General features: G+C 42.0%; 19 protein-coding genes and 1 tRNA gene. 4 read left to right on the forward strand and 16 right to left on the reverse strand.

Annotated features, from left to right (window positions below; translation table 11 throughout):
* Positions 1–37: 37 nt before the first annotated feature.
* Positions 38–125: transfer RNA gene (locus tag SIK69_RS21525), tRNA-Ser, on the reverse strand.
* A gap of 146 nt (positions 126–271) precedes the next feature.
* Positions 272–1,900, reverse strand: a complete 1,629-nt coding sequence (locus SIK69_RS21530) for an ABC transporter substrate-binding protein (protein ID WP_319787052.1) — start codon at positions 1,898–1,900, stop codon at positions 272–274.
* A 274-nt stretch (positions 1,901–2,174) separates the two neighbouring features.
* Here SIK69_RS21530 and yccA point away from each other — a divergent pair, with 274 nt between their 5' ends.
* Both yccA and tusE read left to right on the forward strand, forming a co-directional pair.
* A complete protein-coding gene (gene yccA / locus SIK69_RS21535) occupies positions 2,175–2,834 on the forward strand; it encodes an FtsH protease modulator YccA (protein ID WP_319629880.1) in 660 nt (219 codons plus the stop codon).
* Positions 2,835–2,924: 90 nt separating this feature from the next.
* Positions 2,925–3,254, forward strand: a complete 330-nt coding sequence (gene tusE, locus SIK69_RS21540; RefSeq protein ID WP_319629879.1) for a sulfurtransferase TusE — start codon at positions 2,925–2,927, stop codon at positions 3,252–3,254.
* Here the strand turns inward: tusE and yccX are convergent.
* Together yccX and SIK69_RS21550 are read right to left on the reverse strand one after the other, a co-directional pair.
* Positions 3,251–3,544, reverse strand: coding sequence for an acylphosphatase (gene yccX / locus SIK69_RS21545; protein WP_374941382.1), 294 nt, complete (start codon positions 3,542–3,544; stop codon positions 3,251–3,253). The genes tusE and yccX overlap by 4 nt on opposite strands.
* A 30-nt stretch (positions 3,545–3,574) precedes the next feature.
* On the reverse strand, positions 3,575–4,285 hold the full coding sequence (locus SIK69_RS21550) for a class I SAM-dependent methyltransferase (RefSeq protein WP_319787054.1): 711 nt from the start codon (positions 4,283–4,285) through the stop codon (positions 3,575–3,577).
* Positions 4,286–5,087: 802 nt separating this feature from the next.
* On the opposite strand from SIK69_RS21550, the gene SIK69_RS21555 reads away from it, so the two are divergent.
* Positions 5,088–5,996, forward strand: coding sequence for a hypothetical protein (locus SIK69_RS21555; RefSeq protein WP_319787055.1), 909 nt, complete (start codon positions 5,088–5,090; stop codon positions 5,994–5,996).
* 136 nt (positions 5,997–6,132) lie between these two features.
* On the opposite strand, the gene SIK69_RS21560 is transcribed toward SIK69_RS21555, so the two are convergent.
* Genes SIK69_RS21560 through SIK69_RS21575 form a run of 4 tightly spaced genes read right to left on the reverse strand, consistent with a single transcriptional unit; the run spans position 6,133 to position 7,742 of the window.
* Positions 6,133–6,423, reverse strand: coding sequence for a hypothetical protein (locus SIK69_RS21560; protein ID WP_319787056.1), 291 nt, complete (start codon positions 6,421–6,423; stop codon positions 6,133–6,135).
* On the reverse strand, positions 6,420–6,731 hold the full coding sequence (locus SIK69_RS21565) for a hypothetical protein (RefSeq protein ID WP_319787057.1): 312 nt from the start codon (positions 6,729–6,731) through the stop codon (positions 6,420–6,422). Before SIK69_RS21565 ends, SIK69_RS21560 begins: the two co-directional genes overlap by 4 nt.
* Complete coding sequence (locus tag SIK69_RS21570) at positions 6,728–7,288, reverse strand: hypothetical protein (protein ID WP_319787058.1); 561 nt, start codon at positions 7,286–7,288, stop codon at positions 6,728–6,730. The genes SIK69_RS21565 and SIK69_RS21570 overlap by 4 nt, the downstream gene beginning before the upstream one ends.
* Before the next feature lie 4 nt (positions 7,289–7,292).
* Entirely contained in the window at positions 7,293–7,742 is a 450-nt protein-coding gene (locus SIK69_RS21575; protein WP_319787059.1) for a hypothetical protein, read from the reverse strand.
* 40 nt (positions 7,743–7,782) lie between these two features.
* Between SIK69_RS21575 and SIK69_RS21580 the strand changes: the two genes are divergently transcribed.
* Positions 7,783–8,232, forward strand: a complete 450-nt coding sequence (locus SIK69_RS21580) for a glycoside hydrolase family protein (RefSeq protein ID WP_319787060.1) — start codon at positions 7,783–7,785, stop codon at positions 8,230–8,232.
* 38 nt (positions 8,233–8,270) lie between these two features.
* Here the strand turns inward: SIK69_RS21580 and SIK69_RS21585 are convergent, their stop codons facing one another.
* From SIK69_RS21585 to SIK69_RS21620, 8 genes are read right to left on the reverse strand one after another with little or no spacing between them, the layout of a single operon-like run.
* Positions 8,271–8,537, reverse strand: coding sequence for a hypothetical protein (locus SIK69_RS21585; protein WP_319787061.1), 267 nt, complete (start codon positions 8,535–8,537; stop codon positions 8,271–8,273).
* 46 nt (positions 8,538–8,583) lie between these two features.
* Positions 8,584–9,240, reverse strand: coding sequence for a DUF8377 family phage-derived protein (locus SIK69_RS21590; RefSeq protein ID WP_319787062.1), 657 nt, complete (start codon positions 9,238–9,240; stop codon positions 8,584–8,586).
* A 1-nt stretch (position 9,241) separates the two neighbouring features.
* Complete coding sequence (locus SIK69_RS21595; RefSeq protein WP_319787063.1) at positions 9,242–9,538, reverse strand: hypothetical protein; 297 nt, start codon at positions 9,536–9,538, stop codon at positions 9,242–9,244.
* A gap of 45 nt (positions 9,539–9,583) precedes the next feature.
* On the reverse strand, positions 9,584–10,027 hold the full coding sequence (locus tag SIK69_RS21600; protein ID WP_319787064.1) for a phage tail tip fiber protein: 444 nt from the start codon (positions 10,025–10,027) through the stop codon (positions 9,584–9,586).
* Between the two features lie 14 nt (positions 10,028–10,041).
* Positions 10,042–12,786: a hypothetical protein gene (locus SIK69_RS21605; protein WP_319787065.1), complete on the reverse strand. Its 2,745-nt coding sequence runs from the start codon at positions 12,784–12,786 to the stop codon at positions 10,042–10,044.
* A complete protein-coding gene (locus tag SIK69_RS21610) occupies positions 12,779–13,180 on the reverse strand; it encodes a DUF6950 family protein (protein WP_319787066.1) in 402 nt (133 codons plus the stop codon). Before SIK69_RS21610 ends, SIK69_RS21605 begins: the two co-directional genes overlap by 8 nt.
* A complete protein-coding gene (locus SIK69_RS21615) occupies positions 13,180–13,803 on the reverse strand; it encodes a DUF2163 domain-containing protein (protein ID WP_159773642.1) in 624 nt (207 codons plus the stop codon). Before SIK69_RS21615 ends, SIK69_RS21610 begins: the two co-directional genes overlap by 1 nt.
* Positions 13,803–14,360, reverse strand: coding sequence for a hypothetical protein (locus tag SIK69_RS21620; protein WP_319787067.1), 558 nt, complete (start codon positions 14,358–14,360; stop codon positions 13,803–13,805). The genes SIK69_RS21615 and SIK69_RS21620 overlap by 1 nt, the downstream gene beginning before the upstream one ends.
* Positions 14,361–14,379: the final 19 nt, after the last annotated feature.

The raw sequence follows: 14,379 nt of genomic DNA on the forward strand, positions 1-14,379 counted from the left end.
AACAAGGGGTTACCTTTCGGTAACCCCTTGTTTAATTTGGCGGAAGCGTAGAGATTCGAACTCTAGAACCCTTTCGGGTCGCCGGTTTTCAAGACCGGTGCCTTCAACCGCTCGGCCACGCTTCCTAAGTGGGACGCACTATAAACATCCCCGAACTTTCTGTAAACCCCTCTTTTGTTCGCTTGCCTGAAAAACAGTCAAATTGGTGTTATTTGGCTGAAATAACAACATTTTGAGCAGTTATTCAGCACACTTTTCTGCATTAAAGCCTTTAATGCTTTTTGATGTACATGTCTTTGGTGTAGTAGTAACCGAGCTTATCCGGCGTAAATCCCCCCACCCACGGCTTCACGAGGTGCGTTCGCACGTAGTGATAGACCGGAATCGCCGGAACATCCTGACCTAACAGGTCTTCAGCCTGCTGATAGAACCTGCCGCGCTCGGCGGTATCTTTGGCTTTCGCCGCGTTGTGCAGTGCGTCATCGTAGGCTGGATTGCTGTATTTACTGGTGTTCTCGCTGTCGCCGGTACGGAAATTATTCAGGAACGTTGCCGCGTCATCGTAATCGGCGATCCACGCATAGCGCACCGCATCGAAATTACCGGTGTGCATGGTGTCGAGCATGGTCTTCCATTCCTGGTTTTGCAGCTTCGCCTCGACGCCGAGGTTTTTCTTCCACATCGAGCTGACGGCAATCGCGATTCGCTGGTGCGATTCAGAGGTGTTGTACAGCAGGTTGAACGACAGCGGATGGTTTTCCCCAAACCCGGCTTCGGCAAGCAGCTTTTTGGCCTCGGCAATGCGTTTTTCCTGCGGCCAGCTGGCGTAATCCGGACCGTGTAGCGTGACGCCGCCAATCTCAGGCTGGCTGATGAGCCACGCGGGACGCTGTCCCTGCCCTAATACTTTATTGGCAATGATGTCTTTATCTAACGCCATGTTCAGCGCCCGACGCACGCGCGCATCGTTGAAGGGTGCCTTTGTGGTGTTGAACTGGTAATAGTAGGTGGCAAGCTGTGGCGAAACGTCGACCTGATCGCCCAGGGTTTTCTTGAGCATCGCAAACTGGTTAATCGGCAAGGTATAGACGATGTCAATTTCACCGGCCTTGTAGCGGTTCACATCGGCGGCCTCGGAGTGAATCGGCAGGTAGGTCACTTTATTAATGACCGTATGCGCATCATCCCAATATTTTGGATTACGTACCGCAATAATCCGCTCGTTCACCACCCACTGCGAGAGCTTATACGCCCCGCTGCTGACGAAATGTTCCGGCAGCGTCCATTTGTCGCCAAAGCGATTGACAAGCACCTGGTCGACTGGCACCAGCGACGGGTGCGCCAGCATCGCGAGGAACGCCGCATTCGGCTGCGTGAGCGTGACCTGTAGGGTGTTGTCATCCAGCGCTTTCACGCCCAATGTCTCCGGGGTCTTTTTCCCAAGTGCAATGTCGGCGGCATTCACGATATGCATGTTGCCGGGATAACTGGCGTAAGGCGATGCCGTTTTTGGCGAGACCAGACGCTGCCAGCTCCAGACAATATCCTGCGCGGTGATGGCCGTACCGTCGGACCAGGTAACGCCGGGACGCAAATGGAAAGTCCAGACGGTATTGTCTTTATTCTCCCATTTCTCAGCCAGACGCGGCTCTATGCTGCCGTCCGGTTTCACCGCCACCAGCCCGTCGAACAGATCGCTGATGATGTTGAACTCGACGTCGCTTTCCACCTTATGTGGGTCGAGGGAGGCCGGTTCATTGCCGTTATTTCTGACCAATTCCTGTTTATCTGCCAGCGGTGTTCCCTCCGGAACCTGAGCCGCCCAGGCCATTGATGCGCTACCGATCAGCCCGACGGCGAGTAATGCCCGCGTAATGTGATTGCATTTTTGTGGTTTCATATCCATTGCCTTATTGATTTCATTATTGATGACACCGCCTTCAGTGTTAGCGGTGGTTTTATAAGAACGCAATATTTTTCAGTGACCTATAAGATGTCGATCTGACTAATCCACCAAAAGCAACGAAGATGCTGCCGCGAAATTTATCGTCGATATAATCGTCTGTTTAGGAGGGGGAACGAGTCGGTAAAGATGGGTAAAAGCACTAGAGCTTTGGACTTTGTTTCCATATTCTCAGTAGTTATTACACCTGTCATCAATATAGAGAGTGACTATGGATCGCATTATTACCTCATCGCGTGACCGTACATCGCTACTGAGCACGCACAAAGTTCTGCGCAATACCTATTTTCTGCTCAGCCTGACGCTGGCGTTTTCAGCAATCACCGCCACGGCCAGTACCGTGCTTATGCTGCCATCGCCGGGGTTGATCCTGACGCTGGTAGGGATGTACGGCCTGATGTTCCTGACGTATAAACTGGCGGATAAACCTACCGGTATTATCGCGGCGTTTGCCTTCACCGGCTTCCTGGGTTACATCCTGGGGCCAATGCTGAACGCCTATCTGTCCGCAGGAATGGGCGACCTGATTGGTCTGGCACTGGGCGGTACCGCACTGGTGTTCTTTGCCTGTTCCGCCTACGTTTTGACCACCCGCAAAGATATGTCTTTCCTCGGCGGGATGCTGATGGCGGGCGTTATCGTGGTGCTGGTCGGGATGGTGGCAAACATCTTCCTGCAGATGCCTGCGCTGCATCTGGCAATTAGCGCGGTGTTCATTCTGATCTCTTCCGGGGCCATCCTGTTTGAGACCAGCAATATCATTCGCGGTGGTGAAACCAACTACATCCGCGCCACCGTTAGCCTGTACGTATCGCTGTACAACATCTTTGTCAGCCTGCTGAGCATCCTCGGCTTCGCCAACAAAAACTAACGTTGACCGTGCTTCATCCCAGGCCCCGCTTATGCGGGGCTTTGTTTTTTGCTACACTGCAGCGGTTTCTGATAACGGCTATGAATGATTATGTTGAACTTTGAAGGCAAAGAAATAGAGACCGATAACGACGGTTATCTGAAAGAGAGCAGCCAGTGGAGCGAAGGCCTGGCAGAAGTGATTGCCGCGAAAGAAGCGATAACTCTCTCCCCTGAACACTGGGAAGTGGTGCGCTTTGTGCGAGACTTCTATCTCGAATTCAACACCTCGCCCGCCATCCGTATGCTGGTTAAAGCGATGGCCAATAAATTCGGCGAAGAGAAAGGCAACAGCCGCTACCTGTACCGCCTGTTCCCAAAGGGCCCGGCCAAGCAAGCCACCAAAATTGCCGGCCTGCCTAAACCGGTAAAGTGCATTTAATAGCGGATGCCGAAATCGGTCCAGGTTTTCCCGGGCTGGTACGGTTCGGTCAGAACCTTATCCACCCGGGCACTACGCGGTCCACCGGCTTTTAACCATCCCACCAGCTGTTCCACTTGGTCCGCCTCACCGCACGCCAGCACTTCCACACTGCCATCATCGAGATTACGCGCGTATCCGGTTAACCCGAGCTTTAACGCCTCGCGCTGCGTGCTGTAGCGGAAGCCTACGCCCTGCACCATGCCGTGAACCCAACATCTAACACAAATACAAGAATTATTTTTCATCATAAGTACCTCACACGAATAGCTTATATAAGTTTAGTACTCAACAGTAACAACCTCACACACGACACTCGTACCGTTCCATTCATCACGGTAAATCGACGTATCGATCCCACAGCCTGGTTCAAACGACCATCCAGTACTATCAACGAATTTCTTGTACTTCTGTGACTCTCTACGTTCATAGCAATGTACGCCGCTGTACTGAAATCCTGCTGAACCTTGCGGTACTATCCAAACGCCATAGGATGAAAACTTACTGGCATGTTCAATCACCTTGTACTCAAATTCACTGCCCTTATAACGGCCTGTATACGCCTCTGACGTGTTGATCTTACCGAATGGTGGATTGCCATAGGCCACACGATAGGATCGATCTGGTGAGTACTGGAGAGCGTCACCACATATCCATTCAGCTTCTGGAAGTACCCTCTCCCCAATCATTACGTACTCTGGATTCAGTTCAACACAAGTTATATGTGAAGGCTTATTCCTTAAGTACTGGTAGTAGCTAAGGCGACCAATCCCGGCACACAGTTCGATACAGTCACCACTACACCCGGCATCGAGAATGAAATCCCACGCTAGCATTTCGGGAGTGAAGAAAGCACCAGTTGCACCGATACCATCACCCTTGTAGTTATTGAAGATGAACTCTTTATCATCTTGAGTTAATTGTTTATCTGAGTAGACTAGATCCATCACCTGGATGTGTAATCCTGATTCCTTTTTTGTAATTCTTGCCATATACTCATAAAATCCTTTTATAAGAGATATCATTTATGAACCGCTCCCAAAAAATCGGTATAGTAATAATATCCATTAGCGTACTATTAACCATATTTACTCTAATCATTGCTGATTGGAATGGTATTGGAATATCACCTAAACAAACATATTTTGAATCATTCCTGAACGGAACAGCCGCAATAGAATTGCATTCATCTACAATAGAATTTTCCGGATGGAATGAGTGTCTATTATGTGAAAGTAAACTTGCGATATATTATTTTATGCTTCCAATAAAATATGTATTGTTTGTTTTATTAGCTATAATCATTTACGGTATGCTGCTAGCAGCAAACATTATTACATTTCTATTTAAAATATCTTAAAAAGAAAAAGGCTGCATCAAATGATACAGCCTTACCTTAACTCTATATATTTCTGGTTTTCCTTTGAATCCCTCAGTTCATAGCAGTCCCTGCTATAGACAAAATCAGATGAATCTTGCAGAACAATCCATACACCATGCAGTGCAAATGTTGTACGAAGAGAAATAATCTTGCTCTCAAACTCGCAACCGTTATATCGGCCTGCTTATGCTTACGACGTATTGCTCTACCCAAAAGATGAATTGCAATATGCAACACTGTAGAATTCAAATCCGTTCTTGATGAAAGGCGAAGGATTATGTAATTTTAATTGTTGTTTTTCAATGCTAGTCATAATACACTCACTATTCGTGATGGCATTTATTTCCCATCTCTAAATCCCATTGGCTTTTAAAATACCTATTTAAACGTGACTTTTTTGTTTTGGAGTTTAGATGAATAAAATAAAGCATACTAAATTAATCGATGATGTAATAAATGAATTATTATCAAACGTGCCCAACGATGTCTATCGACTTTATAGCAATAGCAAAACAGTATACATACCCATCAATCAAAGCATTATAAATCTCATAGATACCGATGCAAACATGCATAAAATAGGAAATGAGGATTATGTAAAGTCGGCACTCCACAAAAGATACTCTTTACTAATTGAAGGTTATTTTGAGTTATTTACAAAAATTCTTCATAATGAATATGTACCATACGAATACCAGAAAAACACACTTGAAACATACTTAAGAAAGTGTGATGATATTTTAGTAATGTCAATTGATAAAATTAGTCAAAGCTCATTCGATGAGTATGTAGATGCGATTACTATGCCCGTAACATCAACTATAGATAAAGAAACTACAATATCAACAGATGACTTATCAACCGACACCATGATTACAAGTGTAATGGGAGAGAAAAAATATTTCGCTAATTGTGCCCCTCCTCCGGTAACCACCCTTCACTCAATGGCATGTAATCAACATTTTTCAACTTTCAAAACTTCAGATAAAGGGCTAATAAAACTCATAAGGACAAACGGTGATGATTTTGTTTTTCATGCTAGTTATATATCCGAAGTTCTTCCTTGCTATGAGTTTGAAAAACCGTTAGCACATCCTTTTAGAAGTGGAGTACAAATACTACTGGATACTATTTCTGACACGCTTAGCCGATTTAATAGTGATGGGGCCAGTAAAACAGTCTATACTGCAATACGATTAAGTGGGAAATATGAAGGATTGATTTATATTGCAGAGGAATATGAATCATCACTGCAAAAAATAAAAGAAGCAATATCAGTATCCCAATCCATCTATGACAAGAAGCATGGTAGTTTCTCATAGAAAATTGCAAAAAAAGGATGAGTGCAAATAAGGACTTATCCTTTTCAAATATTTCTATCAAAATTTATACCATGTGAGATGTATTTTTTACTTAATTATGACGGGAACTTGTGAAGTTAATCCTTGCAACATTGAATCACGGACCACCAATCAAGATTATCAGTACTTTCCATATTTCATCAAGTGGAACTATGGGAAGTACTATACCAAACAGGAGCAATACTGGCACAATGACGTAGTTCCATAGAATGATGAACGTCAGTACCCACCCTAAGCCCTGTCGCCATGTGAAGCCCTTACGCGTTTCTTCAAGTGTGATCTGGTTCTGTTCATGGCTGTTCTGTGCGACCAGCTCTTGCTTGCTTTGTTCTTTCTTCTGGAAGAAACCTACTCCAGTTTTGATTAAATCAATTATCATCCCAATCATTCAATGATCCCCACGCAATACACCCAAAAGTGTTTTCCCTTAACGAATAGTTTTTTATGTTCGATTACGTACACATCCATTTCATCACCTTGTAGTGACCATGTAAGTACTGAACCGTCCGTTATATTTTGTTTTTTCTCATAGCAAACATTCATAAAATGCTCGATATTAATCTGTTTACTCTTTAGTACCTTCTTGAACTTATTACCAAGAAAGCATTTATGAATAGGCATACTATTAGCCTCTGGTGTATTCCCATCGAGTTTAATCTCACTGGTTAGTTCACCATAATGTTCTTCGAAATTCATCTTGTTACCTTAAATGTTCCTTGTATACCACTCATGACTAACATCACGCCATCATTCACTTCCTGATAGAAATCATAAATTAGTTTACGGCGTTTACTTTCTCGTAGACCGATTACACGCTTTTGTTTTTTCTTTTGAGCAGTATCTATTAATCGTTCTTTTCCGTTTTTACCTTTGACTATCTTGTATCGTCCACTTGATAAGTTCTTTTTCAGACCACTAATGTTACCCTGCTTTGTTAGTCGGGCTTTTGAAGTCGGTACAAATTTATCAATGGCCTTTTGTTCAACCAGTACACCATATAAGTACTGTGCCTGAACATCTTTGACCATGATTGTAGCTGTAACCCCACCACCCCGTTTTTTATAAAAGAATAGAATTGATCGTTGAGTGAAAGGTACTGCACCTTTGTCTACGGCATTGTTCATATCTGCCTGTACTTTCATAGATAATACTCTTGAACGCTTAATTATTTCATCTTGGAACTGTTTACCTAACTTCGTTCCTGTTGTTTGTATATAGTTCGTGGCGTTATCTATACCCGTTATTCTTGTCATGTATTTACCTCACACCCAACATATCAATTAGATCTTGCAGTACTTTAAATAAATCTAAACGGTTCTTTGGTAATCGTGCTTTACACATAATTGCTTTATTCAAACAGTCGGGATGTAAACCAAAGTAGCTAATCAATGCTGTTTCTAAAATCGTTGCCTCTGCGTCAGATTTAACACAGTACAAAATATTTTTAGTGTATGGCATTCCGGCATCAATCATTTCGTTAACGCACTTACTACTACCGGTATAATCAGGCCAGTTCGATTCAACTGAAGTAGCCTTTAAATTCTTTATGTCGCGTACTTTTTTATAGATTTGCTTCTTACCGAAATAGTACTCGCCAGTCTCTGGAAACTGAATAATGTAGATGAACGAAACATAATTCCCATCTGTTACTTCAGATATATCCCACATATCAGTTTCGAACATCTCCCATGCTTTATTAACTCTCACAATAAATATCCCTATATAGATTTATTATAGGTATTTATTAATGAGTAATTTAAAAGACAGATTAAAAGAATATGAAGGTACTATCGCTTATCAAAAGAAACTAAAGTACTTTCACGATAACAAATTTTGGACATACAAAGATTCACTAGGATTTGAAACCATTGGCTACGGTCATTTACTACATGTTGGTGAAAAGCTTCCAGATGGTATTACTATTGAGCAAGCAGAAGAACTACTGGACCAAGATATACTAATTGCAGTGCATAACGTCGAAACACTCAATATCTGGCTACCTGACGACTGGAAAGATTTCCTTGTGATAATGATGTTCCAGTTAGGTTTAGGCGGGGTACAGAAATTCAAAAAGATGTTAGCAGCCCTTAAAACCAAAGATTACCCGGAAGCCATCAGACAGGCTAAAGATTCATTATGGTATAAGCAAACCCCTAATCGTGTTGATACAATGATTGCAGTACTAACTCACAAATAATAAAAAGGCGATAGTATCAAACACTATCGCCTTTTTTCTTATTGTTTCTGTTCAAGAATAGTAATAATCTTTTCAATTTTCACATCCAGATCATGAATCTGGTTTTCAAGTTTAGTTAGAGCATCACGCATCTTATTTTGATCTGTTTCAATACGTACCATACTGCTTTCTTGTACTGCCTGCTTTGTTTCTAAGTCAGAAACTCGTGTAAGTAGTTCATCGGTATCTTTTGTATTGTCACGGAATATTGTGTATAAAAATACACCACCAGAAATAACAAGAGCCAAAATCGTCCCAATATCCATTGCAATTAGTTCTCGCTTATTATTATTTTTACAATAGTATTTATGTTCAGTATCCAGTAAAAGTAGCTAAAGCAATTTGAAAGCCATTGTTACCCATTGCCTGACGATATGTTTTCTGGTTCTTATTTACATACTGCAAGCTGAATGAAGTACTGCTATTGCGTCGAATAACTATTCCCGAATAACCGATTGTTTCCCCATCATCACTTAAGTTACCCGGACATTGTGACCAGCAAAACCACGGATTAGCAACAGGGCTTGTTACTGTGATTGCAGTACTCAAATCAGTTGCCGCAGGTACAGTTAAGAAACCTTGTATACGGGGCATGGTAGCCGCCGATGCAGCAGACCATATCAAAGTACCAGAAGCATTAAACACATCGAGATAACCAGATGTAGGCGTTGCTGTGTGCGTACTCGTCATAAATCGCCCTATCCCCGGCTGGAACAACTCAGCACCGGGAAAACACCAGCCGCCATCTTTCTGTATCTGAAACCAGTACTGCGTAGTGTTCCTGCTCACGATAGTTGCAGGTGGCAAGAAGCCAAGAGCACCACCGTTACCAAAAGCACATGTAAAGCCAGTGTAGTACCCCTGATCAGTCAGTGTACCCATTGCCTTAACAGCACCTGTGAGAATTGACTTGTTAGTACTGTCAATCGTCAGAGCACCCGCAGAATTATAAACTTCAAAACCTGACATATTACACCGCCCACTTATATACGCTGAAACTATACGTACCAGCAAACGGTGATCCCGTTGGGAGATAAATGATAGTCATTGAGCCATTATTACAAATAACAGACCACTCATTAAAAACATCAGTAGACGGGGCATAATAGGCAATCCATCCTGTTGTTTTCATTCCAGGTACAGTAACAGTATAACTTGATGCAGTAGTAGCAGTAATTGAGTAACTACCCATATACCGCATATTATAATCACCGAGGTCTACTACTAATACCCCTGCACTATTCCAGCATTGTAATCCTTGTGCCATATTAAATCCTTTAAGTCATAGGGGAAGTTATCCCCTTGATATTTATTACCATAATCCCATACGTACACGTAACACATTATTATTATCATAGATTTGGATAATGTTATTACTGATAACCATACGACCAGTACCGCCACTACCATTAATCAAAATAGTTCCGGCTTTATTGATTTGCCAGCCTGTAGAGTTAGCAACATAGTTAGTTGATTGAATAGTACTGGCTATCTTCGCCGTAGTAATTGTTCCGTCAACTATTTTAATGGTATTGACTGATCCATTGGCGAGCTTTAAATTTGTAATCGCGGCATCAGCAATATAACCAGTACCGATACTTGCCGCCTGAATCATTGCGGTTTTCAGATAAGTAGTACCGTTAACAATTGCGAAAGGTGCAGTACCGCCCACGGTCGCCGCATCAGTACCAGATACAATAAATTTGTTCGCCGCAAAGTAGATAGCACTGTTGTTACTCGTTCCTGAACTCGCCACCAGACGTATACCCGCTACCGTACCATTAGCCGCACTGATAGAGAGTACTGGCTGTCTACTGTGCTTGCAGTTGCCTTTGTGCTCATCTGTTGGTTAACGGTAGCTATCTGCCCATTCACATCACTACGTAGCTGTGTGACGGCCTGTGATTGTGCTGTGTTGTTAGTCGCTACTGTCTGTGAAAGGTTACTGATTGATGCCGTGTTTCCATTTACTGTATTTTTCAATGTCGATATTTGCGTATTGGTGTACTCGTTCGATTCATTGACGGCGTTCTCTAACGTCTCTGTTAGTCGGTCATCGAGATCCAGAATACCGTTTATCGCATCTGCATCTTCTTCAGTGAACTGGTATTTGCTGTTAATACTAATCGTCTGCTCTGGACAGTACTGAATATTGTCCGTGCCGAATACGTCAAAGAATCCCATCTTAACCTTATATTCACCATCAACGATGTTCGGTACTGAATCGAATTCAGGTGCATAACTGGTAAACAATCGGCTGGTATTCCCGTTAACAATACTGATAACAGCCCCAGCATAATCACGTTCAGTTGATTGTGTCCATGAAGCAAATAAATTACCAAAACCTCCAGTGAATGATACGCCTTGTACTAATCCACATTGTTTGTTTTCTACTGTGATTTTCACTTCCTGTGAATACGTTCCATCATTAAATCCCTGTGCGATAATACCAATAGTTGGTTTACGTACTTTTAAACGATTCATCGCAAGAGCGAAATTGAAACTATTACTTTGCGTATAGAAAGTATCTACAAGGGTTATACCGTTATAGATTTTAATGATGTAGTACTTAAAGTAATCAGAAAACGAGCGACCATTAACGATTAAGTTCTTCTGTGAATCCCATGCAATATTAAAATCAGGTGCATCGGTGATTAACGCTGATTCAGTACGATTTGCCAGTACTACACCAGTTACGGAAGGTAAAGCAAAGTTATAAGACGGCACGATACCGTTAAGGGTTACACGCTGTGAAACAAGACCAAGGTTGTTATACGCCTCTACCCCAAAGTCATAGCTTGCAGTGTCAGACAATCCGAACAATTCGTAATCAAGTTTCTGTACGCCAGTTTGCCCCGCATATGTCCATGTACTGGCACTGTGAAGTTTGTAGTAAAGATAATAGCCCCGTAGGTACGGATCTTCTGAAGCCGTCCAGGTCAAATCAATGATAGAACCGCTGGTAGTGTTGCCCTTGCGTACTGCCTGTAGATTCGTTGGAGCCTTCACAGTAAGTTCAGGGAAGTTAATCACACCACCCGGCGACCATATGCCCGGATCTACCCCGTCATACATCTGGTCAGGGGCTTCTACGGCGGTGATAGTCACATAGCCTACGTTTTCTTGATCGGTGGCAATGTCCTTGTTCAGTACTTTAAATTTACCTGAGATATTCAATTCGGCATTACTGACATTGATAGCATCCCATACCTTGAGATCCCAGCCTTCGGACGTGGTAAAGCTGATAGTACGTAAAGCATACTTTGCCTTGAGTACATCAACGTTTGCCATCTTAGCGATGACATCAGGATCATATGACCAACTGTAATCACGACTAAGTGCGATTACCTGCCCGTCTTGCCGAACGGCTTCATCAACGGTGATATCTGAAGGTATGCGTACAACATCAGTTGTGTACATCGTTTCAGGGTTAGTGAATTTGCAATCAACCACATTGAAGTAGTCAGTACCGCCACTGGTTGAAATCTGTACCGCACCAACCATATTAGATTCATTAAATGACGCTACTGAAACTGTTTTACGGTCTGTCGTAATACAAATCTGTCCGGCGTGAACATACATAATACCGCCAAATGATTGACAGATATTTTCTATGTTTTCTTTATAGCTTGATTGATAACTGATCGCACCATTCGCGTAGTACTCAAAAGCATCACAATATGCCGCAGTTTCTTTGAATGTATCAAGATTAACTAATGCAGGATCAATACCCATCCCATATGTAGTATTTGTTAAATAATCATAGATAATTGACGGTGGATTACTACTTGCTTTAATACTGCCATCCACTAAATCAAAAATACGTTGCCCTTTCATTTCAACTGTCAAAGCAAACTGATCATTAACGAGAATGTTATTTTCTAATGATTTCTGTGTTTTCTTGATAACTGTACTGATACTAACAATTCCTTTACCAAGAAATTTGTTAGTCCATTTTGGCCCTGCATATTGGCTGGCTAACGTTTTAGTACTGGTATAATCACCACCAAAGCGTACTTCTAATTGCAGAAATTCCTGATACTTTGCCGCAATACTGGCTTTCGGTACTATGCCATCTTGTGTAATCGGTACGGCTAAGACTGGTTCGTTATCGATATAAATCTGTAGAATATTCTTTTCAGTACCAGCATATGCTACAGCCTGTTCTGAAAAGAGATTTTGAGAATCACTATTCGGTACGTTGTACCATGACACAATTGAACCTGTCAGTACGTATGAACCGCCTGATACCCCGTTTTTATGCGGTAACTCACCACCATAGATAACAGGTAATCCCGTCGTCGGAGAAGTACTACGGCTTAGTGAGTCCGACACATCCCCATAACCACTTACGCCTATTTGCCCCAACATTGATGTAGCGACCAGTGAAGCAGCTCCCGCAGCAGCACCCCAGGAAACTGCTACTAATACTGTACCGCCAGTAAAATAAACTGCTGCCGCGACAATTACCGCAGTTATGATAGCTCCAAAGAAGCCCCCTAAACTCTTACCCATTGTGTTTCCTTACTCTATAAAATGTTCCCTTCGTTGGTTTTGGATGAAGTTCAAAACCATCATGGTTTTCATTCACTCCAAGTACCCGACCTGATACAACCACTGCCATAAGTAAAGGGTTATCAGGATCTAGCCATATATCACCATCTATAACGACCTGTACGGGGTAACAATACTGTTCAACTATCTTCCCTGTATGATTCCATCCTTCAGCCTTTAGACCTGCTATACCTTCCTGTACGCTTGTATATTGGCGATCTGATAGAGTTGTTGTACCATTAATTAAATCGATAATACGTAATACAATAATATTGCAATCGTTATCTCCAAACTGATACGGGTTATCAATGGCGTACTGAATGATATTCATAATTTCATTGTGTAGATTTTTCATTATTTGTACTTCCAGTTTTGATTTTGATTAACTTGCCCTAACAGACTAAAGTACTCATCACCTTTGTAGTAAGATTGGTATACTGAGTTAGCAGCAATTAAGGCTGGTTGTCGGTCTAGCTTTTTATAAACACTGTTAACGTATATCGTCATTTCGTTAGTTTTCTGATTTGGGTCTGCTACGGCCTGAACGTAATCAATGAATCCTGAGAACATAAGCATTGAATCAATTACAGTACTGTCATATGGATTCAAGATTACTAATTTGATATTCATTTGAGCATCTTTTAAAAATCCACCTAATGCAAGAGCACGTACTGATTGATTCACATTACTGACTTTGAAGTTAATAGCATCATTCGTGATGCCCTTTTGTTCTGAATAGGAAGGAAGTGAACCACTGATAATATCGGGGAAACTAATATATTGATAACCGTCTAAATTGATATCTATAAGTGAATCAGTCCAGTGAAAACCATTTGTGCCTTTTGGGAGTACATCAAAGCAAGTTACCTGTACACCCAAGCTCATTACATCCATTAGTGATAATCGTGTCTTCGTCGTACCTTTAACTAACTTCCAGTACTTCAAAAGATTAGCATTAGTAAAAACTGCATCATTCATTATGTAATATTCTCCGTTGCCTTAAATGTCATATTCATTATGTTACCGACTGGCAATGTATATTCATTATCAGGGTCCAGCACTGCTTCGATCATCAAATTGTTATATTTAATAATCTCGCTTGCCTGTACTGTATTTTGTAAGACAGGGAAAATAGTAATTGATGTACTGGTACGTTCTATAATGCGATAGATTTTATTGTGGTTAGTAAATTGAATCCATTCACCTACCGCCAGTGTATTAGTACTGGTATTGATTACCCTATTGCCTTTGTTAACAAGTACAGTACTGGTTAACGAACCCGTTTGTGTGCCTCTGTACGTACTCAACAATCCAAGAGAAAAAGTGAAGGGCTTACCCTGTGAGTACTGAGCAAGGAAGTTTTGAACCTCGCCAACACTGACAGGATTGAAACTTAACTGAAACTGAATCTCATAGTATTGAATACCCGTACTTCTCATGATACGTTGACCTGTCCATGTCTGATTTGAATAGACAGGCTCAGTACTTTTAATCTGGAAGTTTGTTATTTTTATTTGATTTGAAAAAGATGCCATTGTAACCTCAACAATCCTT

It is taken from the genome of Scandinavium lactucae (assembly GCF_033843265.1).
In the GTDB taxonomy this organism is placed as follows: domain Bacteria; phylum Pseudomonadota; class Gammaproteobacteria; order Enterobacterales; family Enterobacteriaceae; genus Scandinavium; species Scandinavium lactucae.

Coding starts and splice junctions, on each gene's coding strand:
- SIK69_RS21570 (WP_319787058.1), bottom strand. CDS start 7,288: ATGACAAGAATAACGGGTATAGATAACGCCACGAACTATATACAAACA.
- SIK69_RS21555 (WP_319787055.1), top strand. CDS start 5,088: ATGAATAAAATAAAGCATACTAAATTAATCGATGATGTAATAAATGAA.
- SIK69_RS21615 (WP_159773642.1), bottom strand. CDS start 13,803: ATGAATGATGCAGTTTTTACTAATGCTAATCTTTTGAAGTACTGGAAG.
- SIK69_RS21565 (WP_319787057.1), bottom strand. CDS start 6,731: ATGAATTTCGAAGAACATTATGGTGAACTAACCAGTGAGATTAAACTC.
- SIK69_RS21610 (WP_319787066.1), bottom strand. CDS start 13,180: ATGAAAAATCTACACAATGAAATTATGAATATCATTCAGTACGCCATT.
- SIK69_RS21620 (WP_319787067.1), bottom strand. CDS start 14,360: ATGGCATCTTTTTCAAATCAAATAAAAATAACAAACTTCCAGATTAAA.
- SIK69_RS21530 (WP_319787052.1), bottom strand. CDS start 1,900: ATGAAACCACAAAAATGCAATCACATTACGCGGGCATTACTCGCCGTC.
- tusE (WP_319629879.1), top strand. CDS start 2,925: ATGTTGAACTTTGAAGGCAAAGAAATAGAGACCGATAACGACGGTTAT.
- SIK69_RS21590 (WP_319787062.1), bottom strand. CDS start 9,240: ATGTCAGGTTTTGAAGTTTATAATTCTGCGGGTGCTCTGACGATTGAC.
- SIK69_RS21580 (WP_319787060.1), top strand. CDS start 7,783: ATGAGTAATTTAAAAGACAGATTAAAAGAATATGAAGGTACTATCGCT.
- SIK69_RS21585 (WP_319787061.1), bottom strand. CDS start 8,537: ATGGATATTGGGACGATTTTGGCTCTTGTTATTTCTGGTGGTGTATTT.
- SIK69_RS21560 (WP_319787056.1), bottom strand. CDS start 6,423: ATGATTGGGATGATAATTGATTTAATCAAAACTGGAGTAGGTTTCTTC.
- SIK69_RS21550 (WP_319787054.1), bottom strand. CDS start 4,285: ATGGCAAGAATTACAAAAAAGGAATCAGGATTACACATCCAGGTGATG.
- yccX (WP_374941382.1), bottom strand. CDS start 3,544: ATGATGAAAAATAATTCTTGTATTTGTGTTAGATGTTGGGTTCACGGC.
- SIK69_RS21605 (WP_319787065.1), bottom strand. CDS start 12,786: ATGGGTAAGAGTTTAGGGGGCTTCTTTGGAGCTATCATAACTGCGGTA.
- yccA (WP_319629880.1), top strand. CDS start 2,175: ATGGATCGCATTATTACCTCATCGCGTGACCGTACATCGCTACTGAGC.
- SIK69_RS21595 (WP_319787063.1), bottom strand. CDS start 9,538: ATGGCACAAGGATTACAATGCTGGAATAGTGCAGGGGTATTAGTAGTA.